Origin of the sequence: Methylobacillus sp. MM3 (assembly GCF_001645185.1) — a bacterium.
Lineage (GTDB): Bacteria > Pseudomonadota > Gammaproteobacteria > Burkholderiales > Methylophilaceae > MM2.
In genome coordinates this window covers 230,752-256,592 of the sequence record NZ_LXTQ01000001.1, presented here as the reverse complement: position 1 = coordinate 256,592, position 25,841 = coordinate 230,752, and the positions used below count along the sequence as shown (strand labels likewise).

28 protein-coding genes are annotated in these 25,841 nt (G+C 56.5%); 8 read left to right on the top strand and 20 right to left on the bottom strand.

The annotated features are described in order from the left end of the window. The first annotated feature begins 1 nt into the window (after nucleotide 1). From A7976_RS01225 to A7976_RS15120, 4 genes are all read left to right on the top strand, one after another. Nucleotides 2–634 carry a sulfite oxidase heme-binding subunit YedZ gene (locus tag A7976_RS01225; RefSeq protein ID WP_067105973.1) on the top strand — a complete coding sequence of 211 codons (633 nt, stop codon included), beginning with the start codon at nucleotides 2–4 and terminating at the stop codon, nucleotides 632–634. A gap of 342 nt (nucleotides 635–976) precedes the next feature. Beyond that, entirely contained in the window at nucleotides 977–2,242 is a 1,266-nt protein-coding gene (locus tag A7976_RS01220; RefSeq protein ID WP_067105971.1) for a diguanylate cyclase domain-containing protein, read from the top strand. Nucleotides 2,243–2,338: 96 nt separating this feature from the next. Then, entirely contained in the window at nucleotides 2,339–2,788 is a 450-nt protein-coding gene (locus tag A7976_RS01215) for an SRPBCC family protein (RefSeq protein ID WP_067105969.1), read from the top strand. 17 nt (nucleotides 2,789–2,805) lie between these two features. Then, on the top strand, nucleotides 2,806–2,982 hold the full coding sequence (locus A7976_RS15120; protein ID WP_165601707.1) for a hypothetical protein: 177 nt from the start codon (nucleotides 2,806–2,808) through the stop codon (nucleotides 2,980–2,982). A gap of 163 nt (nucleotides 2,983–3,145) precedes the next feature. Here A7976_RS15120 and A7976_RS01210 read toward each other — a convergent pair whose 3' ends face one another. Together A7976_RS01210 and A7976_RS01205 are read right to left on the bottom strand one after the other, a co-directional pair. After that, nucleotides 3,146–3,484: a carboxymuconolactone decarboxylase family protein gene (locus A7976_RS01210; RefSeq protein ID WP_067105967.1), complete on the bottom strand. Its 339-nt coding sequence runs from the start codon at nucleotides 3,482–3,484 to the stop codon at nucleotides 3,146–3,148. A gap of 80 nt (nucleotides 3,485–3,564) precedes the next feature. After that, nucleotides 3,565–4,362, bottom strand: coding sequence for a quinoprotein dehydrogenase-associated SoxYZ-like carrier (locus A7976_RS01205; RefSeq protein ID WP_082877911.1), 798 nt, complete (start codon nucleotides 4,360–4,362; stop codon nucleotides 3,565–3,567). A gap of 88 nt (nucleotides 4,363–4,450) precedes the next feature. Between A7976_RS01205 and A7976_RS01200 the strand changes: the two genes are divergently transcribed. After that, nucleotides 4,451–5,059 (top strand): TetR/AcrR family transcriptional regulator, encoded by a 609-nt coding sequence (locus tag A7976_RS01200; protein ID WP_067105963.1) that lies wholly within the window; start codon nucleotides 4,451–4,453, stop codon nucleotides 5,057–5,059. 123 nt (nucleotides 5,060–5,182) lie between these two features. Here A7976_RS01200 and A7976_RS01195 read toward each other — a convergent pair whose 3' ends face one another. The 4 genes from A7976_RS01195 to fae all read right to left on the bottom strand — a co-directional run bounded on the left by A7976_RS01195 (nucleotide 5,183) and on the right by fae (nucleotide 8,469). Beyond that, nucleotides 5,183–5,749 (bottom strand): hypothetical protein, encoded by a 567-nt coding sequence (locus A7976_RS01195; protein ID WP_131800981.1) that lies wholly within the window; start codon nucleotides 5,747–5,749, stop codon nucleotides 5,183–5,185. A 138-nt stretch (nucleotides 5,750–5,887) separates the two neighbouring features. Continuing rightward, nucleotides 5,888–7,069, bottom strand: a complete 1,182-nt coding sequence (locus A7976_RS01190) for a PLP-dependent aspartate aminotransferase family protein (protein ID WP_067105959.1) — start codon at nucleotides 7,067–7,069, stop codon at nucleotides 5,888–5,890. A gap of 17 nt (nucleotides 7,070–7,086) precedes the next feature. Continuing rightward, nucleotides 7,087–7,902 (bottom strand): N-formylglutamate deformylase, encoded by an 816-nt coding sequence (hutG, locus tag A7976_RS01185; protein WP_067105957.1) that lies wholly within the window; start codon nucleotides 7,900–7,902, stop codon nucleotides 7,087–7,089. Nucleotides 7,903–7,920: 18 nt separating this feature from the next. Then, nucleotides 7,921–8,469, bottom strand: a complete 549-nt coding sequence (gene fae, locus A7976_RS01180) for a formaldehyde-activating enzyme (RefSeq protein ID WP_067105955.1) — start codon at nucleotides 8,467–8,469, stop codon at nucleotides 7,921–7,923. A 224-nt stretch (nucleotides 8,470–8,693) separates the two neighbouring features. Between fae and A7976_RS01175 the strand changes: the two genes are divergently transcribed. Beyond that, nucleotides 8,694–9,050, top strand: a complete 357-nt coding sequence (locus A7976_RS01175; RefSeq protein WP_067105952.1) for a cupin domain-containing protein — start codon at nucleotides 8,694–8,696, stop codon at nucleotides 9,048–9,050. Nucleotides 9,051–9,159: 109 nt separating this feature from the next. After that, nucleotides 9,160–9,543 (top strand): cupin domain-containing protein, encoded by a 384-nt coding sequence (locus tag A7976_RS01170; RefSeq protein ID WP_067105950.1) that lies wholly within the window; start codon nucleotides 9,160–9,162, stop codon nucleotides 9,541–9,543. 74 nt (nucleotides 9,544–9,617) lie between these two features. Here A7976_RS01170 and narL read toward each other — a convergent pair whose 3' ends face one another. Continuing rightward, a complete protein-coding gene (gene narL / locus A7976_RS01165) occupies nucleotides 9,618–10,271 on the bottom strand; it encodes a two-component system response regulator NarL (protein WP_371440591.1) in 654 nt (217 codons plus the stop codon). Between the two features lie 8 nt (nucleotides 10,272–10,279). Beyond that, nucleotides 10,280–12,094 carry a histidine kinase gene (locus A7976_RS01160; RefSeq protein WP_082877910.1) on the bottom strand — a complete coding sequence of 605 codons (1,815 nt, stop codon included), beginning with the start codon at nucleotides 12,092–12,094 and terminating at the stop codon, nucleotides 10,280–10,282. On the opposite strand from A7976_RS01160, the gene A7976_RS01155 reads away from it, so the two are divergent. After that, on the top strand, nucleotides 12,065–13,579 hold the full coding sequence (locus tag A7976_RS01155) for a PAS domain-containing protein (protein ID WP_205633423.1): 1,515 nt from the start codon (nucleotides 12,065–12,067) through the stop codon (nucleotides 13,577–13,579). The genes A7976_RS01160 and A7976_RS01155 overlap by 30 nt on opposite strands. A 47-nt stretch (nucleotides 13,580–13,626) precedes the next feature. Here A7976_RS01155 and A7976_RS01150 read toward each other — a convergent pair whose 3' ends face one another. The 12 genes from A7976_RS01150 to A7976_RS01095 all read right to left on the bottom strand — a co-directional run bounded on the left by A7976_RS01150 (nucleotide 13,627) and on the right by A7976_RS01095 (nucleotide 25,822). Further along, nucleotides 13,627–14,457: a TorF family putative porin gene (locus tag A7976_RS01150; protein WP_067105948.1), complete on the bottom strand. Its 831-nt coding sequence runs from the start codon at nucleotides 14,455–14,457 to the stop codon at nucleotides 13,627–13,629. A 142-nt stretch (nucleotides 14,458–14,599) separates the two neighbouring features. Next, the gene (locus A7976_RS01145; RefSeq protein WP_067105947.1) at nucleotides 14,600–15,016 is read right to left on the bottom strand and encodes a group II truncated hemoglobin; all 417 of its coding nucleotides are present in this window, start codon (nucleotides 15,014–15,016) and stop codon (nucleotides 14,600–14,602) included. Between the two features lie 41 nt (nucleotides 15,017–15,057). Continuing rightward, complete coding sequence (locus tag A7976_RS01140; protein ID WP_067105945.1) at nucleotides 15,058–16,101, bottom strand: DUF3445 domain-containing protein; 1,044 nt, start codon at nucleotides 16,099–16,101, stop codon at nucleotides 15,058–15,060. A gap of 10 nt (nucleotides 16,102–16,111) precedes the next feature. Next, the gene (locus A7976_RS01135) at nucleotides 16,112–17,065 is read right to left on the bottom strand and encodes a PDR/VanB family oxidoreductase (RefSeq protein ID WP_067105943.1); all 954 of its coding nucleotides are present in this window, start codon (nucleotides 17,063–17,065) and stop codon (nucleotides 16,112–16,114) included. Next, nucleotides 17,062–17,664 (bottom strand): dimethylamine monooxygenase subunit DmmA family protein, encoded by a 603-nt coding sequence (locus A7976_RS01130; RefSeq protein WP_067105941.1) that lies wholly within the window; start codon nucleotides 17,662–17,664, stop codon nucleotides 17,062–17,064. The genes A7976_RS01135 and A7976_RS01130 overlap by 4 nt, the downstream gene beginning before the upstream one ends. A gap of 43 nt (nucleotides 17,665–17,707) precedes the next feature. Further along, nucleotides 17,708–18,826 (bottom strand): aminomethyltransferase family protein, encoded by a 1,119-nt coding sequence (locus A7976_RS01125; protein WP_067105939.1) that lies wholly within the window; start codon nucleotides 18,824–18,826, stop codon nucleotides 17,708–17,710. A 131-nt stretch (nucleotides 18,827–18,957) separates the two neighbouring features. Beyond that, complete coding sequence (locus A7976_RS15460) at nucleotides 18,958–19,959, bottom strand: methyl-accepting chemotaxis protein (RefSeq protein WP_082877909.1); 1,002 nt, start codon at nucleotides 19,957–19,959, stop codon at nucleotides 18,958–18,960. 15 nt (nucleotides 19,960–19,974) lie between these two features. After that, the gene (ribH, locus tag A7976_RS01115) at nucleotides 19,975–20,433 is read right to left on the bottom strand and encodes a 6,7-dimethyl-8-ribityllumazine synthase (RefSeq protein WP_067105935.1); all 459 of its coding nucleotides are present in this window, start codon (nucleotides 20,431–20,433) and stop codon (nucleotides 19,975–19,977) included. A 104-nt stretch (nucleotides 20,434–20,537) separates the two neighbouring features. Next, nucleotides 20,538–21,500: an electron transfer flavoprotein subunit alpha/FixB family protein gene (locus tag A7976_RS01110; protein ID WP_067107220.1), complete on the bottom strand. Its 963-nt coding sequence runs from the start codon at nucleotides 21,498–21,500 to the stop codon at nucleotides 20,538–20,540. Nucleotides 21,501–21,502: 2 nt separating this feature from the next. After that, a complete protein-coding gene (locus A7976_RS01105) occupies nucleotides 21,503–22,297 on the bottom strand; it encodes an electron transfer flavoprotein subunit beta/FixA family protein (protein ID WP_067105933.1) in 795 nt (264 codons plus the stop codon). A gap of 29 nt (nucleotides 22,298–22,326) precedes the next feature. Next, on the bottom strand, nucleotides 22,327–23,673 hold the full coding sequence (locus tag A7976_RS01100) for a DUF2336 domain-containing protein (protein WP_240483758.1): 1,347 nt from the start codon (nucleotides 23,671–23,673) through the stop codon (nucleotides 22,327–22,329). A 19-nt stretch (nucleotides 23,674–23,692) separates the two neighbouring features. Beyond that, nucleotides 23,693–25,822 carry a heterodisulfide reductase-related iron-sulfur binding cluster gene (locus tag A7976_RS01095; protein WP_067105928.1) on the bottom strand — a complete coding sequence of 710 codons (2,130 nt, stop codon included), beginning with the start codon at nucleotides 25,820–25,822 and terminating at the stop codon, nucleotides 23,693–23,695. Nucleotides 25,823–25,841: the final 19 nt, after the last annotated feature.

The following is a 25,841-nucleotide window of genomic DNA, read 5'->3' as shown; positions in this document are numbered from 1 at the left end:
TATGCAACGCAATAATTTGATTATAAATGCAAAGATAGCGTTTTTTGTTATAGCGCTATTGCCTCTTGCGCGTCTGGTCTGGCTGGGTTTGACCGATGGCTTGGGCGCGAATCCGGTGGAATTCGTGATTCGTTCGCTCGGCACCTGGACGCTGGTGTGCCTGCTGGTCACGCTTAGCGTCACGCCCATTCGTCTGATCTTCGGCATCAACTGGCTGGTGCAATTGCGAAGGATGATGGGGCTATTCACGTTTTTCTATGTCTGCCTCCATCTGCTGGCCTATGCCGGATTGGATCAATGGTTCGATTGGCAGGCCATCGTGCACGATATCGCCAAGCATCCTTACGTGCTGGTCGGTTTTTCCGCCTTCGTGCTGATGATCCCGCTGGCTGTCACTTCCAACCAGGCGATGATCCGCCGCCTGCGTCAGCGCTGGAAGATGCTGCACCGGCTGGTGTATCTCATCGCCATCCTCGGCGTGACGCATTATTGGTGGCTGGTCAAAAAAGATGTGAGCGAGCCTTTTATCTATGCGGTGGTGCTGTTTATCCTGCTGGCGGTGCGGGTGTATTACAAACGACCGAGGTTATTGGGCACGTTTTGGCGCCCGGATAAAGCGGCAACCGGCGCTTGAGCCTATAGGATCGTCTTTAAGTATAATATTCAAGCATTTGAAAAATAGTCAATATTCTTCTCGCTTACGAGATAGCTTCCATCACGATTCACGCTGATCCGTACGCGCCTAAAAACATGGTTGCTGCCTGATCCGGCAGAAGTTTTTTGTTGGCGCATTGAATTTAACCGGAATGTTTGTTTTTAACGGTTGTCGTAAAGCCTGGTGACGATTGTTGCGTAGCAAAGCGACATGCGAGCGCTACGGAATGAGATCCCATGTTATTTCAATAAGCTATACTCCCGAAGAATTGATTCAGGCCATTTCAGCAACGGCTTGAAGAACTTACGTTAGGGCATACGCATGGCGATAAGAAAAATTCATGGTTACCCGGTTCTGATTCTTGGCGCGGGAAGAGGAGGGGCGGCGCTGCTCGAAATGTTCATCGAGGACGAGCATGTCGAAGTCCTTGGCATTGTCGATCCCGACGAGGAGGCACCCGGTATCCAGCTCGCAATAGCCAGGAATATCCCGGCCTATGGCAATGTCAGTCAGGCCTTGCCTGTCTGCAAGGAGTATCCCGACTGCATCGTGTACAACCTGACCCACGACGATGCCGTTGCCGAAGAGGTCAGCCGCGCCCTGGACAACAAGAAAGTGACCAGCGGCCTCGAGGCCAAGCTGTTCTGGCAGATCGTCACCGATCTCAAGCGCATCAAGACCGAGCTGGAAAACAGCCAGAACCAATTGAACGCCATCATCCGCCACGCGATGGATGGCATCGTCACCATCAGCGAATCCGGTGAGATTGAAGGCTTCAATCCCGCCGCCGAAGAGATATTCGGCTACGCGCAGGAGGAGGTGGCCGGCAAACCTGTCACGCTGCTGCTGTCACCGGACTTGTTAGCCCAATACCGTGCGGAGCTCCAGCGTTACTTGGAATCCAGCCATCATGGCTCGGCCGGCATTCGCGGTCAGGAAGTCGTTGCCATCCGCAAGAACGGCGAGCAGTTCCCCATGGAACTCTCTGCCTCGGAAATGAAAATCAAGGAGCAATGCTTCTTCGTCGCCATTGTGCGCGATGTAACAGAACGCAAGCTCATCGAACGCAAAATCAAGCACTTGGCGCACCACGATCATCTTACCGGGCTGCCCAACCGCAGTCTGTTTCTAGACCAGCTCGAACACGCCATCAAACTGGCAAAACGTCGCCAACAAAAAACTGCCGTCCTGTTCCTCGATCTCGATGGCTTCAAGCAGATCAATGACACCCTAGGCCACGACGCCGGTGACGAGCTGCTAAAAGAAGTCGCCATCCGCCTCAAGACCGTTATCCGCGAATCTGACGTCGCCGCACGTATGGGCGGCGACGAGTTCACCTTTGTCCTCAACGATATCGGGACACACGAAAACGCCGCCGCCGTCGCCGAGAAAATCATCGAAACGCTCTCGGAAAAATTCAATCTCAAAGGCCACGAAAGCCAGATCGGTGGGAGTATCGGGATTGCCATTCATCCTAATGATGCGGTAGACCATGAGGCATTGCTCAGGAAGGCAGATGAGGCAATGTATGTGGCGAAGAAGAGTGGAAAGAATACGTATCGGTTTTGCCTGCCAGTAGAAGAGTAATTACTGTGCCGGTGGAGCAGCTTAGGCCGATATGGGCGCATTTGAACTTCATGCGCTGAAATCAAAAACTACTTCACAGCAAAAGGAGTTATTGCCATGTCCACCAACACAATCCGGTTGCATCGTGTGTTTCGTGCGCCGGCTGAAAGAATCTACCGCGCCTTCCTTGATCCCGATGCGATGGCAAAATGGCTGCCTCCCAACGGCTTCACTGGGAAGGTGCATCATATCGATGCCAAGGTCGGCGGCACCTGCAAAATGTCGTTTACAAACTTCAGCAACGGTCAAAGCCATTCTTTCGGCGGCGAATATCTCGAATTGGTGCCTCATGAGCGCATTCGCTACACGGACAAGTTCGACGATCCGAATTTGCCCGGAATCATGCAGACTACGGTTTCCCTGAAACCGGTCTCAGGTGGTACCGAATTGAACATCGTGCAGGAAGGCATCCCTGAGGCCATCCCGCCGGAAATGTGCTATCTCGGCTGGCAGGATTCACTCACGTTGCTGGCGCAACTCGTCGAGGCTGAGATTCCGGCCGAATAGTGGCGGCTGACGATTTCATGAAAAATTTATCGTCAGATCGCAGCCGAAAAAAACGCCTGATAGATTCAGGCGTTGATGCAGAACTGGTGCGGCTTTTATGCCGTTGGATGGAAAACCCAGGGAACCAGAAGGCCGAGGCAATTTTTCGATCTCGAGAGCAGCAGCAGAGCCTGCCTTTTGACCGTCTGAAATAATTTAATACTTCGCATAATGTATATTATGTTAAATCGTCGGCACAATTAAGAAGGCCATCAAAAAGACGGCCCTGTTTTCGCGATTCTCCAGCGAATAGCTGAGGCCCCTAATATAAATCTGCCTCAGCTAGATCTGCCTCAGCCGGCCAACCACTTTTTATTACTAGAGCTCGACGCTTTTAACTGCATCAAGTGCACGCGCAGAATAGACAAGAGCTGCGCCAGCATTCATGGCGACTGCGACGCCTAGAGCCTCGGAGATTTCGGCTTCCGTAGCCCCTTCTTTGACGGCTTCCTTCGCATGAACGGTAATACAACCATCACATCGGGTTGTGACAGCAACCGCTAAAGAGATCAGCTGACGCGTCTTTGCATCAAGATGATTGGTTTTTGACCCGGCGGCACTTGCCGTCATATAGCCATTCACTGTATCGGGACTCAGCTTTGCCAAGTCGCCGATACGGCCCATCAACTCGTCTCGATAACCGTTCCAATCCATCATTTTCAAACTCCTCCAGTTGGTAATAAAAGTCTAGCTGCCCTATTGATGACTCAAGGCCTGCTAATAGTGCTTTCATGCTGTCAATTCACGAGAACGTCACTGACGGTGGTGAACTCCTTGCCTTCGTTGTCCTGGATCAGCACCGTGAGTGTTCCCGGTTTATCCGCCTTGAACGGAAACTGAATATTCGGATCTTCGCTTACGCCGATATAGGTATCTGCATCGAAAACAACCTGATCGTTAAACTTCGCTACAACTTTACTGATGAAAAAGGCAGGCCTGAATCCCTGGGAAACCAAATCCCGCTGCAGGCCCGTGTTCATGGGGTGCTTGATCAAAAGATGGGCTTTCCTGACAGGAGTGGCATCCTCCGATTTGACCGACAGCTTCATCTTGCCCGCCACCTGGCGAGCGAGAGCTTCGTCACCACCAATCGTGCCGCCACAGCCACCGGCAGCGCGAATTGGTACTTTGTTCATCAGGAATTTACCGTCGCTGGTCTCTGCCACTACATGCACATAAGAATCCATTTCAAGCCTGATCCTGGTTGAGACTTCTGCCTTAACTGAGTTGGGGGAAAACCGGTAAACAGCGACCAAGGGCACCGGATTAGCGTCTGCGATGACAGATACCGCCTTGATATAGCGCCCATCGGTCATCGGGTAATCAATGCTGAATGCAAACGGCACCTGTGCGCCATTTTCTGCACGCTGGGGCGCAGTAATCTTAACCGCATCGCTTTCTTCGAGGGAGGCATTCGGGAAGTATGTCTTCTGCATCCCCTGCCAGTACTTATCTACAGCTTCTGCATGTGCCAACTGAACAGTCCCTACAAAAAGAGACGACATCAAGCACCAAATAATCAGCTTCTTGTTCATTCTCGACCCTCTCATAAAAAATACCAACTGGTTGGTATCTTATTCTTGTGGTATTGTTTGTCAACAGTTTTATAAATGAGGTTTTCGAATGGCGATAGGCAAGTCCAAATCGGCCATGTCGCGAGAGCGAATCCTGGTCGGTGCCCGCGATCTGATTTTGGCCCGCGGCTATTCGGCCATGACGGTCGATGCCGTATGCGAGTCGGCCGGGATTACAAAGGGTGGATTTTTCTATCATTTCGACAGCAAAGATGCGCTTGGCGAGGCTGCTCTAAGCAAATTCTGGAGCGATGCCGAAGAACGACAATCAAAAGCGCCGTTCAACAATGCTCCTGACCCGATCCAGTTCCTGGAAGGCTATCTGGATTTTGCCATCGAAGCCTATCAGGACCCTGAGCTGCGCAAGGGGTGCATGCTGGCTATCTTTACGATCGAACTTGCCGAGAGTAATGAGCAACTGTTTAAGGCTGCCTCGAAGTATTTTGCTGACTGGCAGGCAACGCTGCTTGAAATGTTCGAACGCGCGTCCAACTATGCCGGCCAAAAAATCGATGCTAGAGCATGGAGCGATTTATATATCACCACCCTTGAAGGCGCCCTCCTGCTATCAAAATCCAATAGTGACCCTGACGCTATCAAACGATCTTTGACCCTCTACAAATCATTGATCCTGCAGGCACTCGCATCAGATAAATAAGATCGCGGCCTAATGCGTAAATTATGGTGGATCAAAACGGGTTTGTAAGGCAACAGATGCGTTGTTTGGATCGGAATGATTTGGCGGGTTTAATCAGGCCGCGCTTTTAGTTCGATGATTCAGTCAGTGTCTTAGTGGCTTCCAGCCTGGATGGTTGAAATAGGCAGCATAATTATCCAATGCATTCATAACCCTGATAGCCCCAGCCTGACGGTTGGCCTCTTTTACCTTACCTTCCATTGCGTCCACTCCATCCATTATCTCGGCGATGATAATGTGCAGTTGTGCATCCGCTTGCGGCTCGAGTTTGCAATTGGCGACGACATGGCTTATCTCATTGCTAATTTTCCCGGCTAATCCGGTGTATTGCGTGCCGGAAAACTTCCCAATATGAATGTCATGTAATGAGGGTTGCATTACTGCGCGAATATTCTGCATCCCCTTTCGCAGGGCCTCATCGGTTACCCATTTCTTACCGTTGTTTAGTGATAGCTCGACTGAAGCAGTACCGTGCTCATGCTTGTGCGTGCTGATCTCTGCCGCATGCGCGCTGGCCACCGCAAGCCCGAATGTTAAACAGGCAGCACTGAGCACGTTACGGATGGAGTATTTTGAGGACATATGCGCTCTCAGATGTAATGAACTTTCCTTGTTTACGGCAGACATGAAGGCCCAACCAAAGATAGTCATTTTGATTAAACATTACGCAAGTTTAATTGTGATTAATAATCACGACATTACATCACGCACCCGCAGCGGGCTCACAAGGTTATCCACAAAAAAAGTGGGAAACTCTGGCTGGTCCTTGCGGATGCGGATGAGAGGTTTTTAGACTGACAGTGTTGCCAGCGCTTGTGCCAGATCTTCAATAAGATCAGTCACATCCTCAATGCCGATGGACATCCGAATCATGGTATCGGAAATGCCGCGACTGTTTCTTTCTTCCACCGCCATATCGTGGTGCGAAGTCGTGACCGGCATGGTGACCAGGCTTTCGATGCCGCCCAGACTGGGTGCCAGGCTGATGACACGCAAACGTTCGGTGAACCGTATCGCTTGTTCCCTGGAGCCGCGAAGATCGAAACTGACCATGCCGCCGAAGCCGGACATCTGCTGGCGGGCTAGCGCATGGCCGGGAAACTCCGAAAGGCCCGGGTAATATACTTGCCGCACGTCCTTGTGCTGTTGCAGGAACCGCGCGATCTGCATGGCGTTGGCGTTCTGCCTCTCCACCCGGATAGCCAGCGTACCCAGGCTGCGTGCCAGCCGGTGTGCTGTATCCGGGGCGAGCATTTGCCCGAGATTCTTGCGCCACCGTTGTACCGGCTCCAGTAGCTCCTTGCTTGCGCACAGCACCCCTGCCGTCAGATCGCTGTGCCCGCCCAGGTACTTCGTGGCACTCTGCATGGCAATATCGGCGCCTAGCGCCAGTGGCAACTGGTTGACTGTCGTTGCGAATGTGTTATCCACCGCGACCAGTGCGCCATACGAATGTGCGATGTCGGCGACTGCACTGATATCGATCAGCTCAAGCCGGGGGTTGGTCGGGGTTTCGAAAAAAACCAGCCCGACGCCCCTGTCGAGCAGCTCTTCCAGACGGCCCTGCTCGCTCAGCAGGAGTTGGTGGGTCTGAATCCCTAGTTCGGGTAACTGGCTGCCCAATAACTCAAGCGTTCCGCCATATGCGTCACCGATACACACAATCCCTCGGCGGCCATGCGCCAGGAAAAGCGATGACAATGCCGCCATGCCTGAGGAAAAAACCATCGCGGACTCGGCGCCGTCCAGCGCGGCCAGTTTCGTTTCGACACTGCGGATGCTCGGATTCATTCCATAGCGGGTGTAAAGATAGCCATCCTTGCGGCCTTCGATGACATCGAGCAGATCAGCCGTCGTTTCGAATTTGAATGTCGTGGTGTCGTATAGAGGTAAGTGAGGCGACCCCAGCGCATCGTCGATTTCACCGGCATGTATGCATTGGGTTGAAAAAGCAGCTGGCTTGGGGTCCATCTCATTCTCCTCTTTGGTTATTCATGTTGATTTTCTGAGCACCATTGCAGCAGGAAGGCCATCATGGCGCGCAAGAGTGTCTGGGCAGGTTCTGCGCGTGCCGCATCGAATTCCGGAAAATCTGTTTCGGCCATGTAGGTGCGTATTGCCATCTCCATCTGCAAGGCATGCACTCCGCTTGCGGGCTGGCCGTAATGACGCGTGATGTATCCGCCCTTGAAACGGCCATTCATCACGGATGTAAAGTTGCCTTTGCTTTGCATGATGTCGAGCAGGCGCTCGGCCAGCGCGGCATCGCAGGAAAGCTGGTCGGCCGTGCCGAGATTCAGATGGGGCAACTCCCCTTCGAAAAACCGCGGGACGCGGGAATGTATCGAATGTGCGTCCCACAATATTATTCGGCCGTGCATGGCCTTGAGCCTGGACAACTCGGAAGCCAGCGCGGCGTGATAGGGTTGCCAGTACGTAGCTACGCGATCATGAATTTCCCGGGAATCCGGCTCTTCTCCCGGATTGTAAAGTGCTTGTTCGTCGAAATTATCCAGCGGACACAATCCCGTGGTGTTCTGTCCGGGATAAAGGCTGACGTTGTCAGACGGCCGGTTCAGGTCGATGACATAACGCGAGTGCGTGGCCATCAGCACGGTTACATCCAGATCGCTTAAAAAACCATACAGTTGGTCTAGATGCCAATCCGTATCGCGGAGGCTTAATGCCGCCGGTGTCAGCCGCGGCAGCAGCCAGGACGGCAAATGCGTGCCGACATGCGGTATCGAAACCAGCAGCGGGCTGTTTCCCCGTTGCAGCCGGAATACGGGCATATCGGCATTCATGCGCGGCAATCCCTCACGTTAGAGCTTGCCGTCGAGACCCATCTGGTAGTACTTGTGCGTGATTTTGTCCTGATTCTCAAGCAGCCAGTCGATGTCCGGCTTGTTGGCCATCGCCTTGTGTATCGCCTTGGCCGTGGCTTCGCGGTGGATATTGAACAGAATCTTGTGATCGAGATCCTTCTGCTCCACGACGGCGGGGTTCAGCCATACCGAGACAATGATGCCGATATCGTTGACCTTATCCTTGGGAATGTCGCCGTTCCTGACCGCATCCAGCACGCCGTTGGCAACGGCGGCCTGGACAGTCCCCATCAGGATATTGGTGTAGCGGCTATCGCTAACCGTGACCTTGCTGACCATGATGGTGGCCGGACGCACCATGACATCGGTATTCAGGATTGCCAGAACCCGCGTATGACCCTTGACCTGATCGCCCAATAGCGTGCCGAAGGCCACGCCCATCGGCCCATCCATTTCGCCGATTGCCACCTCCGGCTCTGCTGCTGTCCCTGCCGGTCCGCCTGCCACCAGTGCCTCGCCTACGCGCATGTAAATCTTGTCGCTCATGTCCTAGCCTCCATGGTAAAAAATAAACGTAACGTGAATATAGGTTAAATAATATTACTGTTATTATACATACAACAATATCGACTTGTTCCCAACTTTCCCCTGATTTTTTGCTGGCTGCTTCTTATTGAGTACCACTTAGGTGTAATTGTTTGCGGTCCACGCTCCGATTAAATTGAGGCTCGCTTTATTAATCAGCTCAATAACTTTTCAGGAGAAGAGACATGAAATATAAACAACAGGCCTTCAAGGACCAGCAGCCTTCCATGAACGTCGAAGGCGTTGCCGCCTGGCTGGGCGACACATTCGTGTCCTCGCTTGCCAGCGCCAACAACAAGGACAAGCCGCTGTGTGCCGGCTTTTTCCATCTGGAAGCAGGCAAGCCGCTGGACTATACCTACGACTACGAAGAAATGAAAATCGTCGTGGAAGGCGAATTCAACATTACCGAAGCCAACACCGGCAAGAAATACAATGCCAAGGTCGGCGACGTACTTTATTTCAGCGATGGCGATCGCATCATTTTCGAAACGCCTAACCGCGCCGTCGGCTTCTTCTGCGGCCAGCGCGCACCCCTGTAATAACCCGTAATACCTGACTGTATCGGGGCGCGTCACCCATTGAATGCTTTTTCTTCAGGGTTGGGCGCGCCCTATCCGTTTCTACACTAATGAAATCAGGAGGCAGGAAATGACAATAGTATCGTTTGGCAAAGCAGGCGCAGGCAATTCAACCCCGATCACGGCAGACCTGGAAGGCTGGAAGCCCGTCGAAGGCTCTCCTACCATGAAAACCTGGATTGAACATGCAACGGCTGACGGCAAGTATCTCAATGGTTTCTGGGAAGCCACGCCAGGTACTTACCAGGTCACTTACAACGTTGATGAAATGGTGCACATGTTCGAGGGCAAGGCCACGCTGACCGATGCGGGCGGCGAATCCAGAACCTATGTCGGCGGCGACAGCTTCTTCGTTCCAGCCGGTTCCAAGGTCACCTGGAAAACGCTAGAAACCGTCCGCAAGATTTTCGCGATCAAGGTTCCCCAGGATGCGACCAAGCTTTTCGGAGACTGAGTACGCCCTGCAGTGCGCCTAAAAGCCACGTAGCTACGTGGCTTTTTTATTTTGGCATCAAGCGGAGGTGTAATTTATCCCTTGGGCGTGTTCTGATGCTTCCATACCGCCGCTTCCAGCCGGCTGGTCAGATTCAGTTTGCGCAGCAGGTTCTTGATATGCACCTTGACGGTGGTATCGCTGATGCCCAGTTTACGGGCGATGGTCTTGTTGTTCATGCCATCGGCCAGGCACTCCAGGATTTCGTGCTCGCGCTCGGTGAGCGCCGCATCGCTGGTGGTTTTTCGTACGGTGGGTTCCAGCAGCGCATGTTTCAGCACTTCTGTCAGGCTATCCTGCAGCACAGTGACCCCGGTGGTCGCCTTGAGCAGGTTGGCGCACAGGTCTTCCGGCTCCATGTCCTTCAAGAGATAGCCATCGGCGCCGGCACGCAGCGCTTCCAGCAGATCGTCCTCGGCGTCCGATACCGTCAGCACGATGTAGCGCGCATTGAGCGTGGTGGCCTTGAACCGGCGCAGGGTTTCGAGGCCGTTCATACCCTTCATGTTGAGATCGATGAGGACCATGTCGGGCAATAATTTCTGCGCCAGGTCCAAGCCTTCCTGGCCGGAGGCCGCCTCCCCTACTACCTCGAAATGCGGGTCAGCAGAAATCATTTGCCCCACGCCCTTGCGGAACAGGGCGTGATCGTCTATCAGCATTACTTTTATGATGTCGCTCATGGTCATATCCTTTTTTATCCTTGCGGCAGCTTGGGAGTGAAGACCAGCCTTACGCGGGTGCCCCCGTTGCGTCTGGGCATCACCTCGATGTCGCCCCCCAGGCTGTAAGCCCGCTCCTTCATGATGGCCTGGCCATAATGATCCTGGCCATCATTCGTTGGTTTATATCCTACTCCATCGTCGTCGATAGTCACCATGACCGTACCATTCGACTGATAGACCAGCGCAATCGAAACATTGCTCGCGCCCGAGTGCCGGACAATATTCGAGAGTGCCTCGCGCACGACGTGCAGGATATGGAATTCTTCGTTGACGGTCAGGCGGCAATTGATCAAGCGGTTATCGAGGGCGATGGACAGGCTGGACCGCTGGGAAAACTCGTCGATCGCCGACTGAATGGCGAAGCCAAGGCCGCGTACATCCATATGTACCCTGAACGTCGCCAGCAATTCGCGCAACTCGCGATAGGCGTTGTCCAGCCCTTCGCGAAGCTCGGCGATGACCGCGGAGCTTTGATTTGCCGCGTCGGGTTGCCCGGAGCTCGATTGCAGACGGGCAATCTGGATTTTCATGAATGAAAGCGATTGCGCGAGCGAGTCATGCAACTCCCTGGCGATGGCTGCCCGTTCTTCCAGCAAGGCGATGCGGCGGCCCTCCTGGTCTCGTCCCTGATAGCCGATCACCATGGAGAGAAGCTGGGTCGTCAACTCCAGCAGCTGGATCTCGCCCTCCTCCAGGAAACGGTCTCGCTCGGTCTCGATCAGGAGAACGTCCATGGCATCGGTAGCACTCGAAAATGCCAGGGCCAGGTATCTCACTTCAGCTCTGTCGGTGCTCAATTCCACGAAATTCATCAGGCCGGACTGGGATAGCTCATACAGGACTTCCTTGCTCAGAGGCATGGGCCTGTGATGGGAAAACACCACCTGATGCGACGAAATCTGGGTGTTGCCCTCGGCAAAAATGACAGCCGCATTGTTGACGTTAAGCGCCTTTTCCAGCGCATGCAGAAGCTTGCGCAAGCTCATCTCGCTCAGCACCTCATGCGTCACGGTTTCGACGAATCTGAGCAGGAATTCCTGGGCACGCATCATGCGTCTCAGCCGTTCACTGGTCTGATCCGCCCATGTTCTGCCTGCAACGAGCCCCTCCAGACGCGTCATGATGCCGAAAAGCTTTTGCTCAAGCAGCGAAAGCTCGTCCTCCCTGGCGGTTGGAGTAATTTCGATCAGGCTATCGGGAATGAAGGAAAGCAGCCGATCAATTCTATCCACCATCACCCTGCGCCCGCCCAGGGCAATGGCGGCAATGCAGCACATGATCAGGAGCAAGGCCACCAGTTGCAATAGCGAAATGACCGATTGCTTGATCTCCAGATCCTGCGCGATCGCTTGCGCCATGACATCGTATGTCTTGTTTACTTGACGAGCCAGCTCAAGCCTCATCGCGGGGGGATTTTGAGCGACACGCGAGGCAACAAACGCGTTCTGGGCCTTCTGGAACTGTCGTGAAGCCTCGATCAAATCAGGATTATCCTGATGGAACAGCCAGGTGAGATCCTCATCCGAAGCATCCAGCATGGACGCATCGAGGTTCTGGATGATTCCTTGCATTTTCGATGCATTTTCACGTTCTGCGGCTTCAATGCCTGTTGTCCACAATAATTGCTGATGATTGATCTTTTTCAGCGCGGACTGACTCACAGGAATATAATCGACAAGAAACAGCGACCCCGCCATGATCAGCACTACGCCCATGGCGACGCACAGCAGCAAGATGAGCAAACGCAGGTAAAGCGTATGTTTTCTGAGTTGATGGACCTCGTGCATCCAGTACTCGATCGGTTTTGTCCAGAGGCTCAGAGCCTGCTCCTTAATGGTTTAAATTCAGTTAATTGCTTAAGGTTGTTCAAGATGAGTTTATACATTTTCAGCATGGCCGTGCTAAGTCTCGTATTCATGCTGGTATTCGGTACATGGTGGGACGGCAGCGCCCCTTTCAAAATCCATGTGGCCTCACTCTTTGCCATCCTAGCTGTTCTTCTGTCGGCAATGCTTATGATAGCCGTTTATCCGATCCTGACCACACGCATTACGAACGGACAGAAAAAAAAGGAACTGGACAACATCACCTGGGGGCGGGATGTCTCCGCCAACCTTGCCACTCCGGCCGCAGTACTGGATGGCTACAATCTCGTATTTGCCAACAAGGCCTTCCTTAACGAATTGGGCATGTCCGGCATGAGCGATCAGATTATCGGCATGCCGCTGACAAATATCGTGCATCCCGGGGATCACCTCAACCTTGCCAAATTCATTGCAGGCAATACCCATCACCAGCAGCAGAGCGAAACCATTACGCTGCGTATTCTTTGCTACGATGGCACAACTCTTCCTGTTCAGATGGCGCTCTCGCCCTTGCGGGAGGATGGCAGCTCAAACTACAGCCTGCTGCAGTTTTCATCAGCATCCAGCTCCCTTTCCCAGACTACCCATCTGGGCGACCAATCCGATTATCATTTATTGATTGATCGCATCGAGCAGATCGTTTTTCATGTCAACGCCAATGGGGATTTCATTTTCCTGAATCCCTCCTGGGAGTATCTGCTCGACCACGCCATCAAGGACAGCCTCAACAAGCCGCTGATTTCATTCGTTCATCCCGAAGACAGACCCATGGTGGAGGCGCGCATCAGCTCGCTGACACTGGGCAAACGGGCAAGCTGCCATCTCCAGACCCGCCTGATCGCCAAAAACGGCAATTCGTTCTGGGTCGAGCTGCGTGCGAAGGCAACCTCCTCCCACAAGGGGGAACGCACCAGTGTCATCGGCACCATGACCGACATCAACCGCATGAAAACCACCGAGGCCAGCCTTCGCGCCAACAGGCGTTCTCTCAGTACCTTGCTGAGCAACATTCCGGGCATGGTCTACCGATGCAAGAACGACAGGAACTGGAGTTTCGAATTCGCCAGCGACGGATGCCTCGAAGTGACTGGTTACGAGCCCTATGAAATGGTGAATGCACCCAATTTTTCGTTTGTCCAGATCATTCATCCCGATGATCGTCAACTTGCCTGGGAGAGTGTGCAGCAATGCGTTTCCTCCCAAAAGAAATTCCAGCTTGTTTACCGCCTTATCACCCGCTCGGGTCAGGTCAAATGGGTCTGGGAGCAAGGCAAGGGCGTCTATTCCAGTGCCGGCGAGTTGCTCGCGCTGGAAGGGTTCATTACTGACCTTGCCAATGAGGGCGACGTCGACAGCATGATGGCATTTCAGGCCCTGTTCAGCGAAAACAGTCTCAACCAACGTTAAAAAGGGCGCCAAGGCGCCCTTTTCTTCTGTCTTGTTGCTTGCTTGCCTTAGAACGTGCGCTTCAGGAACAGGATCACGTGATCGTCGCCAGTTTCATGGCCCTTGGCATCGACCCAGATATCATCGTCCGCGTCCGTCGTGGTGTAGTTGACGCCAACGTTCCAGCCAGTACTGGATCCGACGGAGAAGTTCTTGTTTACGCCGATCAGGAAGTCGGTGTAATCGAAGTCCGAGCGATCCTCGACGGTCTGGTGACCGACGTGCAGCGCAAGGTTGATGTCCTTTGGGAGCACGTAATTGAAATTCAATTCCCAGTAATCGCTGCCCTTGGTATCGCCCTTGCCGTCGCCCAGCGAGACGCTGTTCAAACCGAAGAAATCGGTCACGGCGCGAGAGTACTTCAGCGTGAACCACTTGTACGACAGCGCGGCATTCAGTTCGGTCGTATTCGGGGATTGGCCGGCAATCTTGTCGTTATCCGGGTAATAGAACTGGAGGAAACCCAGGTTGTAGCCGATGCCGGTATCGCCGATGGTATTGGCGAAGCCGCCATACAGGTCGATTTCCAGCGTATTGCCATACAGGCCGGCGTCATCCACGTTGGTTCCCCAGATGCCGAGATAGGCGCCGCTGGCATGCGCGTAGTCGAAACCGCCCTGCAATGCCGGGCGCTCGTTGGTATAGGTAATACCGCGGAACACGTACTGGCTGAAAAGGCCAACGTTGGCGCTCAGGGTATGCGGCGATGCCGGTTCCGCCGGCGCTGCAGCAGGAGCTGCCGCGGCAGCCGGCGCCTCTTCGGCGTATACCGGCTGGGCAACAGCGATGGTGCAACCGATGAGGCTGGCGAGTACAAACGATTTTCTTGCTTGCTTCATTGTGATCTCCCTAAAGTGAATGAAACCGCTTTTAAAACATGTATATCTTAATGCAATTTAATTTCATATTATTAATAATGGGTAACAAAAAATTAAATAAAATGAAATAATGTTGCATTAAAACAACAATCCGCACTTCCGATCATCGGTTCACAAGCAAATCGGCTACCACGGTAAAGTTGCGCATCAATTCTTCTTTCAATTCCGGGGCGTAACCGACTTCATCGATCGCCATATCCATGCAGGTCAGCCAGGCGTCCTTGGCCGCCGCATTGATTTCAACGTGCTCGTGCATGAAGCGCACGTTCGAATGCCCGTATTTCTCGGCATATAGGTTAGGGCCGCCCAGGAAGCCGGACAGGAAATTGAATTGTTCGACCCGCGAGTGCGCCACGCCATGCCCGCGAAGATGTAGAAGGTTGACGGCATGCCCTTCCGGATGCTGCTCGATCAGATCATAAAAAGTTTCCACCAGCTGTTTCACACCGGCTTCACCACCGATCTGGCTATACAGCGACTGGCGGACCGTACGGGCACCTACCGGTTTGCTCTGTATCATTTCATGCACTCCTTTCCACTGCCTGAGCGGCGCAGCCGCGGCTATTCCGGTTGCGTCCCGATCTCCAGCGCCGCACCGTCGTCAAAGCGTGCCAGCCAGTCGACCGCGATTTGATGGAATTTTGTCAGTCCCTTGTATTCGATCAGGTCGGGATGCAGCTCGCGCAATATCCGGTGAAAGCGCTTTGCCCAGCGCGGATAGGTGGCCAATTCGTTCAGGCTGATCAGGTAGCAACGGATGCTGAAGACGATGCCGTTGCTGCGCGGCAGCCGGAACAGCGTCTGTAACTCGACCCGCAGATGTATCTTGTCGCCGGCGTTTTCCGGGGTGACGGTATTGCGGTCGGTCCCCCATTGCGGATAATTTTCCGGCGAGGTGTCCAGTCGCGGGTTGATGGTCATGGTCCAGTTCAGGCGACGGACCGGGCTACCCAACTGCAGGTTCATCATGAACTTGAGCGCGCGATCCATCACGCCGATTTCCGTCGCGCGCGGTACCGGTGCGTGCCATTGGTGCCAGGACATGCCAACATCGAACGCCAGCGACCAGTCCGCCTGGCTGGTGATGCAGCCGGCGTCCGCGAACAGCGTGCCTTCGCGCTGGTCCAGCAACACGAAGTCGCCCTGGGTCTGGCGGCCGATATATTCGAATGGGTCCATCGCCATCGTGGAGCGGTCGCCGAAGGTGAAGGTATCCTGGATGCCCAGCGGCAGGTTGTGCCAGGTCCAGCGGTTGCCGTCCTTAGTCAGCTTGAACTGGTCGGGGTAATCCCGCGACAGGGATTCCATGATCAGCTCCAGCACGTCCCACTGCGCGTCCATCATGTGCGGCAGCACAGCATAGCGGCCCGGATCCTTGGCCAGCGTGATCGCCTTGTCCTGGCACTCGGCGACATAGTGCTCGTCGATGTCGAACGGAAACTCGAACACCGAACCGGGCTTGATGCTGACATGCGGCTCGATGTTGACCGAGTACATGTACTTGTCTTCCGGGAATGGAAAAGGGAAACGGTGGATCGCTTCCGGCGAATTGCGATAGGTGTAGTCGTCGCGGAAGGTTTCTTTCTTGAATGCTAGGCAGCCCATGATGGTTCCTTTAGATATCCAATAACATATGCGTGCAGCGCGCGCGGGAGACGCAGGGCATGATTTTCCTGTTCGAGGCTTTTTCGGCATCGCTCAGGTAATGGTCGTGGTGGAAGATTTCGCCATCCAGCTCCAGCACGTCGAGCTCGCAGCGGCCGCAGGCGCCGCCACGGCACAGCGAGTCGGGATTGACCCCGGCCGTTTCCAGCGCCTCGAGCAGCGTGATGTCGTTCGGTACTGTGATCTCGGTCTTGGATTTGGCCAGCTGTACCGTGAAGGCATCACCCATCGGCGGCGCGGTGAACTGTTCGCTGTGGATGTGGTTTTCCGGCCAGCCCAGCTCGCGTGCGGTTTCCAGCACCGCCGTCACCATCGAGGACGGCCCGCAGACATACACGTGCGTTCCCAGCGGCTGCGAACCCAGCAATTCGCGAAGATCCAGTTTCTGCCCCAGCCGGTCGACGTAGATATGTGCATGGTTGCCGCAGCGCGCCTTGAGTTGATCGCTGAACGCGCCATGCTCGAGCGAGCGGAACGCGTAGTGCAGTTCGTAGTTGTAGCCGTTGCGCTGTATATCGTGCAATTGCGACATGAAGGGCGTAATGCCGATGCCGCCAGCGATCAGGATATGTTTGCGGCCCATTTTGGACAGCGAGAACAGGTTGACCGGCATCGTGATCTGCAGCTGCGAACCTTCGACGACGTTGTCGTGCATGAACACGGAACCGCCGCGCGAATGCTCCTGCCGCCGCACCGAAATATGATAAGCCTCGGTATCGTCAGGCGAGCCCATCAGCGAGTAGGCATTGCGGTGCGTGCGGCCGTTGATGTCCATCGCCACCACGACGTGGCTGCCACCGGAAAAGGTCGGAAAATGCTGGCCGTCTTCCCGCATCAGCGTGAAATGCTTGACTAGGGGGGTCACCTGCTCGATGGCGGCCACCCGGACATTGAGCGTGCTCATGGGTAAATCTCCTCGATTTCGGGGACTTCACCCGGGTTCTCGGCATCGACCATCAGGCCCATGTAGGCCCCCAGGTGCCTGGAAAAATGATCCCGGACGAAGAGTTTTCTGGAACACTTGCTGCAGGTCGCGATGTTGGTCGTCACATCCGGCGTGGTTCCCTTGCAATGCACGCAGTACACCGGCCTGGCCAGACTGTTGGAAAGCTCCATCATGATTTCGCTTTCCTGAATGTCGAACAGCTTTGCCAGCTTGCATAAAGACCACATGAAGCTTTCCGTGCCCGACACGTAGAAACGTGTGCCCATGCGGAAGTCCGGAAGGCTGCGGTAAAACGCATAGAGTGCATCCGTCTCGCTGTCGAACAGCTTGATCGCGTCGCCGACGACCCTGGCCAGGGTCGCCGAATGATCCGTATCGGACCCGTTGCCTCGTACATAAAACACAGTGACCGGCTGTGTGGGGTACATTTGCTGAAACAGCTGCAACACCGCCAAGCCACCGGCTCCTTTCGCCACCACCACCTGCGCCGATGCCTTTTCCCGCCACATCAGCGTTTCGTAATTAGGCTTGCTTCTTATCCTGTAACCACGTTCCATAATCTTTCTGATCCTGTCGCCCTGTTACTTGAATCGTGGCAGCCTACTTGGCGCCTTCCGGATGCGTCCGCAGGCGCATCGGGTCGTAAAATGGCGTACGCGCGATGCGGCCCTTGACGGTCTTGCCGTTGCTCACCACATCCACTTGCGTACCCGCCTGCGAGAACTCGGGCTTCACATGCACCATCCCGATCGACAGCATCAGATTGCGGCTGAAGCTGCCGCTGGTGACGATGCCGATTTCCTTGCCGTCCTTGAGTATCTTGGCCCCGGAAGCGGGCGCTTCGGCGCTGTCGCAAACGAGGCCGGTGTGTTTCACACGCTCGCGGCCGCGCAGTTTCAGTACGGCGTCCTTGCCGATGTAATCGCCCTTCTTGTCGAGATCGACGCCCCAGCCCATGTTGACTTCCCACGGGGTGGTATCGCCTTCCGGCATTTCAAACGGGAAGAACAGCAATCCGGCTTCCATGCGGGTTAGCTCCAGCGAATTCCATGAAGCGGGAATGACGCCGAACGGTTTGCCGGCTTCGAGGATGCTGTCCCACAGATGCACGGCATCCTTGGCGGCGCAATAGACTTCGTAGCCGCGCTCGCCGGAATAGCCGCCGCGAGCCACGTACACGTCGCAGCCGAACAAGGTGGTTTTTTCATGCTTGAAGTATGGAAGGTCGGCCAGTTTGAAGCCGAGGTGCGGAGCCAGGATATCGAGCGATTTAGGGCCTTGCAGGGAAAGGATATGCACATCCTGGTCGGACTCGATCTTGACATCCTTGCCCTTGGCCAGCATTGCCAGCTGCTGCGGCGTCTTGCCGCTGCCGTGCGATACGCGGAACTCGGTCTTGCTGTCGCGGATGATCATGATGTCGTCGCAGATTGCGCCATTTTCATCCAGCTCAGCCGCGAGCCGCGAGGTGCCTGGCTTGATGCCGGTGACATCGATCGCCACCAGGCGGTCGAGCACGCTCTCCGCATCCGGTCCGCTGACGTTGATAATGTTCAGCGCAGTTACATCGTAAAGCCCCGCCCGGCTTCGAACAGCCACGACCTCGTCATGCGGACAGGTGCGATAGCTCCAGGGAATAGGCATGTCATTCCAGGTGTCGCCGTCAAGCTTGGAACCGAGCTCGACATGACGGTCGTTTAGAATGGAATTTCTCGGCATTTCTGTTGCTCCATTGTGGCTGTTGTTGGAGCAACAATAGCCAAACCGGGAACCGCCTGAAATTCTCTTCAAGGGGTACTACTTAAGAGGTAGCGTCGAAAGCCCCGGCACGGCCTGTGCCGGGGCATGCGTCAGGAACTGCGTTTTGCCATGTCGCGGATCTGATCGTTGGCCAGCGCGGTACGGTCTACGAGCTTGCGCACCTCGTCGGCCACCACGGCAAAACCGCGCCCGGCCTCGCCCGCCCTCGCCGCTTCGATCGCGGCATTCAATGCGAGCAGGTTGGTTTGCTGCGTGATCTCGGAAATGACATCCGCCACGGAGAGGATCTCGCGCATGCTTGCTTCGGCGCGCTGCATTTCGATGGAGTGCAAATCGCGCGCCGCCCGCTCGTCGCTGATGTCGCGTATCGCTCCGGCAGACTTGATGGGCGTGCCGTTCTCGTTGCGCGTTGTCGCAGCGCGCTCGCGATACCAGACGTATTCGCCGCGCGCGTTTTTCAATCGGTATTCGGCAACGTAAGGAGTGCCTCCGGTGCGGTCTTCGATATGCCGGGAAAACGCCTTCAAGGTAGCCGCCATGTCTTCCGGGTGTATCGCATTGGTCCAGCTTTGCCAGCCGTCGGGGAAGCCTTCCTCGCGCTGGTAGCCCAAGAGTTCGCGGAATTGCTGCGACCAGCAGATGGTGCTTTGCGGGTGGTCCGGATCGCCGCCCACCATGTGCAACACCCAGAAACCTTCGGTCAGCACCGATTTGGCCAGGGTGTAATCCTCCAGCTCGGCCTGAACGACTTCGAGCTGCGAACGCAGCATTTCCGACTCGGTCCTGGCCGCACTCAGCAATTCCTCCGAATCGCCCAGAGATTCCTGCATCTTGTCCGTAGTGAGGATCAGCTCTTCATTTTTTTGCCTGAGCACGTGCAGTTGCGATTCGATTGCCGCCTGATCTTCCCGGTGGCGGTCGCGCAATTCGCGCATGGCGGTTTCCACGGCCTGCAATGGCGTACTCAAGGCATCCGCCATCCACTTGGGCAGATGCTGCAGTGCAGTATGGGATTGGCCATTCTTGAGAGACTCGACTGCACCCGCGAGCGACTTCACATGGGACATGCTTACCAGTTTCCAGGCCATCATTTTTACCCTTGTTTTTTATAAATTGGGGTCGTTCAGCAAATGGATCATTTCAATGACCACTTGCGCGGCTTCTGCGCCTTTCACATACATTCTGGCCACCGCCTGCGCATCGTTTTCCGTGGTCAGGACAGCATTGGCAACCGGCAGGTCATACAGCACCGATATCTGGCCGATGCCGCGTGCGGACTCGTTGGATACCACTTCAAAGTGATAAGTCTCGCCGCGTATGATCGCGCCCAGCGCAATCAGCCCGTCGTATTTCCGGCTCGTAGCCATGGCGCCCAGCACCACGGGAATCTCAAGCGCTCCGGGAACGGTCGCCAGCGTGATATCGTTTTCCGATACGCCTCGCCGATCCAGCTCCGCCAGGCAGGCGCTGAGCAAACCTGCGCAGACTTCCGGATTGAAACGCGATTGCACTATCCCGATCCGCAGCGCGCGGCCCTCGAGATTCGGCTTGATGATATGAGTCATAGCATTCCTGGGAATAACATTCCATTTCGGCGCCCAGGCAGCGCAGCAGGACATCCCTCGCCCTGCTGCGCACCGGGTCACCTCCCTGGTGACACCGCTGGCCGTCAGGCCATCTGGCTACGCAGCTCTTCTTCGATCTCGAAGATATCGCCGACGACGCCGTACTTGGCGATGGTGAAGATGGATGCGCCCGGATCGGTATTGACCGCCACGATGGTCGGCACGTGCTTCATGCCGGCCATGTGCTGGATCGAGCCGGAAATACCCATCGCGAGATACAGCTTGCAGGCGCCGACGACCTTGCCGGATTGGCCGACCTGGCGTGATTTGGGCAGCCAGCCTGCGTCCGCGATCGGGCGCGAGCAGCACAGCGTCGCGCCGGTCATGTCGGCCAGTTCGCGGAACTGCTCGACGTTGGTTTCCTCGCCGATACCGCGGCCGATGGAGACGATGAATTCCACGCCGGTGATGTCCACGTCGTCCGCACCGCCCTGTTCGACGAACTGCAGGTTCTTGCTGCGCGAAGCCTGGGCTGTCATGTCCACGGCGGAAACCGCGGGCGCGCCGGTTTCTTCCACCGCCTTGAACACGCTGCCGCGCACGGCCAGTACGATGCAGTCCTTACCCGGGAAATCCACTTCCACGTTGACCTTCTGGTTGTAGCCGCCGCGCGTGGCAACGAGGTCCGCGCCATCGTATTCCAGCTTGAACACGTCGGTGGCGAAACCGAAATTGCCCTTGCGCGCCAGTGTTGCGGCAAAGCCCAGCGAGTCGACCGAGTGCGGCATCAGTACCACGGCCGGATTTCTCGCAGCGATCAGCGAAGCGACGGCAGCTTCGAAAATGTCCGGATCGAATTCGGCGCTGGCCGTCTTGACCGTGACGACTTCATCCACACCCTTGACCGACAATGCCGGCACAAAGCCCTGCACATCGCTGCCGATGACGGCGACGAGAACCTTGTCGTCGGCGGACTGGCGCAGGCTTTGCGCGGCGGCGATCACTTCAAGAGAGACCGGGCGGAGTTCGTTGCGGCGATGTTCCGCGATAACCAATATCGTTTTCATGTTCATTCCCCTTTGTATTCCTTGATGATTGCAATGATCTTGGCGGCCTGCTCGGCGACCGTACCCTCGATCATCGCCGCGCGGCCCTTGGGCGGCACGTACATGCGGCGCACGCGCGAGAGTGCGACGTCCGCGCCCACGTCGGCGGGCGTGAGGCCGATGTCGCCCAGCGACATTTCCTCGATCGGCTTGGCGGCGGCCTGCTTGATGCCGCGCAAGGATGCATAGCGCGGCTTGTTGATGCCGAGCTGGATGGTGAGCACGGACGGCGTTGCGACTTCCACTTCCTGCAAGGTGCCGCCTTCGAGTTCGCGGCGGACCACGGCCTTGCTGGCGCCCGGGCTGTATTCCAGGCCAGCCACCACGGCGGCGTGCGGCCAATCGAGATGCGCAGCGGTCGAGATGCCGGTGGAGGCATTCGCCTGATCGGACGACTGCACGCCGGCAAAAATCATGTCCGGGGCTTCCTTCTTGGCCACGGCAGCCAGAATGCGTCCCACCGTGATCGAGTCGGAACCTTCCATGGCATCGTCCCACACGCGGATTGCGCGGTCAGCACCCTTGGCCAGGCACTTGCGCAGGCTTTCGTCTACGCGGTCCGGGCCAACCGATACCACGACCACTTCGACTTCGCCCTCCGATGCTTCCTTGATGCGCATCGCCTCTTCGAGCGAAAAGTCATCCCACTCGTTGAGGTCGTACAACAGGAAATCCTCGTCCACGTCGAGTTCGTCGTCGCGGAACTCGAAATCCTCGTCGAGCGCTGCTACCTGCTTTACTGCTACCAGTATTTTCATGATGCTCTTCTCCTAACTTCTATCGATAATCAAGCCCTGCGTTTTGCAGGGACTTTTCCGGCAAACCATCGCATCGTTGCGAACCTGACCGTAGGGTCGGGGTCATCGTGCAACGGCCATTTATCCTCATCCTGCAACGCCGGGTGGCCGGCCAGCAGCACCCTGTGCAGGTAGTACGGATCCTGTAGCAGCAGGCGCAAGGTCTGGCGCGAAGCGCTTGGGTTCAAAATGACCCCGCGCCGCACATCCGCCTCCGCAGATTGCGTGAGCCGCCGTATCAGCATTTGCGGACTATGCGGATTCGCAGCCACGCCGCTCAGCACGTCGACGGATTTATCCACCGACAGAATCTTCATCAATCCGGGCGATGCCTTCGGCTGATAGGCCACCGCCGCCCGCACCCACGCATGGGTGTCGCATGCCAGCTTTTCAAGCAGCGATGCCGGGCATTTCGGGTTGCGCGCCACGGCGCGGCGGACTTCCGCGTTATCTTCATTCGCCAGCGCATTCAACAACTCCAGCGGCGTCCCCGGCTGCCGCGCGATGCGCTGCCTTACCCAGTGATCCGCGTCCTTGGCCAGCCTGGCCAATATGGCGGGAGGCAGGTCATCCCGCCCTGCCACGGCTCGGCGAACCATTTCCGATTCATCATCGGCCAGTGCTGCCAGCCTGCCCTTGTCCAGAGTCGGGTTGGCCGCAACCGCTCGCCTGACCGATGCGTCAGGGTTTCTTGCCAGCCTGGCCAATATCTCCGCCGGCGCGCGCGGATTGCTTGCAAGATGGCGCAGCACCAGAGGGTCGCCGCCTATCGCCGCCTGCGCCAACACCCGCTTGCGGCAATTAAGGTGTGCAACGACCGCCGCCCGCACATAATCGCTTCCCGACGCATACAGCGACTCCAGCAGGTCGGCTGGCGCCGACGGGTGCGATGCCAGCGCGCCGTCGAACTCGCCCGGGCGCCGGCTCGCCAGTGTCCGCAGGGCTTTGGCACTGGCGGAAGGATTGGTAGCCAGCACCTTGAGCACGGCCTCGTCCTGCGACCCAGCGGCGATACTTTCAAGCACCGTGGCCGGCGTGTGCCGATGCTGCGCGATCAAACCGACCAGCCCGCTGTTGCTCTCGCTCTGATACAGCTGCGACAGCGTGCGCCCCGAGGTTCCGGCGTTTTTTTCCAGCCGGTGCCGGATAGCGTTATCGCTCAGCCTTGCCAGCGCCTGCAGCACGGCTGCCGGGGTATGCTCCCACCGCGCCAGCGTCAACGCGTTGCGACGCTCGCCGAACAGGATGGACTCCAGTTCATGCCGCGCACCCGGCTCGGCGATGCCATAGACCGCGGCTGCCTGATGCAGGTCGCCGGATACGAGGGCGACCGTCACCAGGGATTGCGCCGTGATATCAGGCAGCTTCAGAACCGGCCTCTTCCCAGACTTCATATTCGATGCACTCATCGATCAGCTCGATCAGCTCGCGCACGACAAACTTGCCTTCGAAACCGGAGGTCTTGAGCGCGTCCTCGAACATCGTCAGGTCCTTGGGACACGACACGACGAAGACCTGAAGACCCTCAATGGCGCCTGCTTCCTTCATACGGTTCTGCGACGGCTTTTCGACGCCCACCGGATCGGGAATCCAGATGCGGCCGCCACCGGCACCGCAGCAGAAGGAGTTGTCGCGGTTGCGGCCCATTTCGACCAGTTCACAGCCCAGCATCTTCAGCACTTCGCGCGGCGCATCGAAACCCTTGTTGTAGCGGCCCAGATGGCACGGGTCGTGGAAGGTGACGCGGTAGTCGAGCTTCTTCTTGAGCTTGAGCCGGCCGTCCTCGATCATCTGCTTGACCACGCTGGTGTAGTGCTGGATCTCGAACTGGCCGCCGAAATCCGGATACTCGTTGCGGATCGTGTTGTACGAGTGCGGGTCGGTCGTCACGATGGTCTTGAAGTCGCAAGACTGCAGCGTGCCGATATTGGAGGAAGCCAGCAGTTCGTACAGGCCTTCTTCACCGACGCGGCGCACATCGTTGCCGGCATTCATCTCGCCTTCGAACAGCAGGCCGAAATCCATGCCTGCGTTGTGCAGCATGCGGGCGAACGCCTGACTGACCTTCTGGTTGCGCGGATCGAAGGACGCGTAATCGCCCACGAACCACACCATGTCGACCGGCTCCTTGCGTGCATCCTTGATCTCGAACGGCAGCTCCTTGGTCCAGGCGGCGCGTTTGCGCTTGGATTCGCCGAACGAATTGCCGCTTTTGTGGATGTTCTGCAACGTCTTCTGCAGGATGGGTTCCATGTCGCCGTCTTCAACGAGCTTGCGGCGCATCTGGACGATGATGGGCACATGCTCGACCGCGACCGGGCAGATTTCCACGCAGGCCAGGCAGGTGCGGCAGGACCACAGTGTTTCCATGAACACCTGGCCGACGCCCTTGCCGTGGATGTCCAGTTCGGCCGCTTCGGGCAGCTCCTTGGCGTTCAGTGCCTTGTTGGCGAACTCGCGCAACGACAGGATCACGTCGCGCGGCGACAGCGGCGCACCGACAGCGTTGGCCGGGCAAGCCTCGTGGCAGCGGCCGCACTTGGTGCAGGCATCGAGATGCAGCAACTGTTTCCAGGTGAGATCGGTGATCTGCTTGAAGCCAGCGCTTTCCTGCTCTTCCGGCACCTTGGGCAAGCGACGGCCGGCCAGCGGGTCGCGGAACATCAGCGAAGCCGACGCCGTGAAAATGTGCTTGATCTTGGTGTAAGGGATGCATGCGATGAACGTCAGCGCCAGCAGGCCGTGGAACCACCACAGGGCACCGCGCATCGCGCTTGCGCCTTCCGGAGTCAGGCCGAGGCCCTGCATTGCATGGGCCAGCGTGGCGCCGACCGGCGACCACATGCGGTAATCCCAGACGGTCGGGCGATCGCTCAGCCAGACCAGGCGCGCGGCTTCCAGGATGAAGCCGGTAATGCCGATCAGGATGAAGGACCACAGGAATGCCCAGTCCTCGCGCCGATAGCCGCTGCGATCAAAATCCGGGTCGCCGGGCTGGCGGTCGGGCCGGGTGTAGTCCAGCTTGGGCAGCTTCAGCCACTTGCGGCGATACATCATGTAGATGAGGCCGGCGACGACGCCCAGGCCGGCCAGGTCCAGCACCAGCGAGAACCACAGGTAGAAATTGCCGTACCAGAACGTCACCCCGGTCAGCGGCTTGAGAATGTCGTATTCCAGCGTGATGGTCGAGGTGCCGATGAACAGCAGCACGAAGCCGAAGAAGATCATGCCGTGGGCGCTGCCTGCCGCACGGTCGCGGCGCTTCAGCGTACGGTGAGTGAGCATGGTCTTCGCCATATCGACGAAACGCGACCATAAGCCGCCCCAAGACGGATCCGGCTGACCGCGCCGGTATTTGCGGATCTGGGTATAGACGCCATAGAGAAACACGGCGATCGCCGCATAGCCAAAGGCGTAGAACAGATAAATAGCCTGAGGCTGGAAGTTTTCGAACAGGATTCGGGTAATTTCTCTTGGATCGCTCATTGCTGCACCTCTAGGGCAT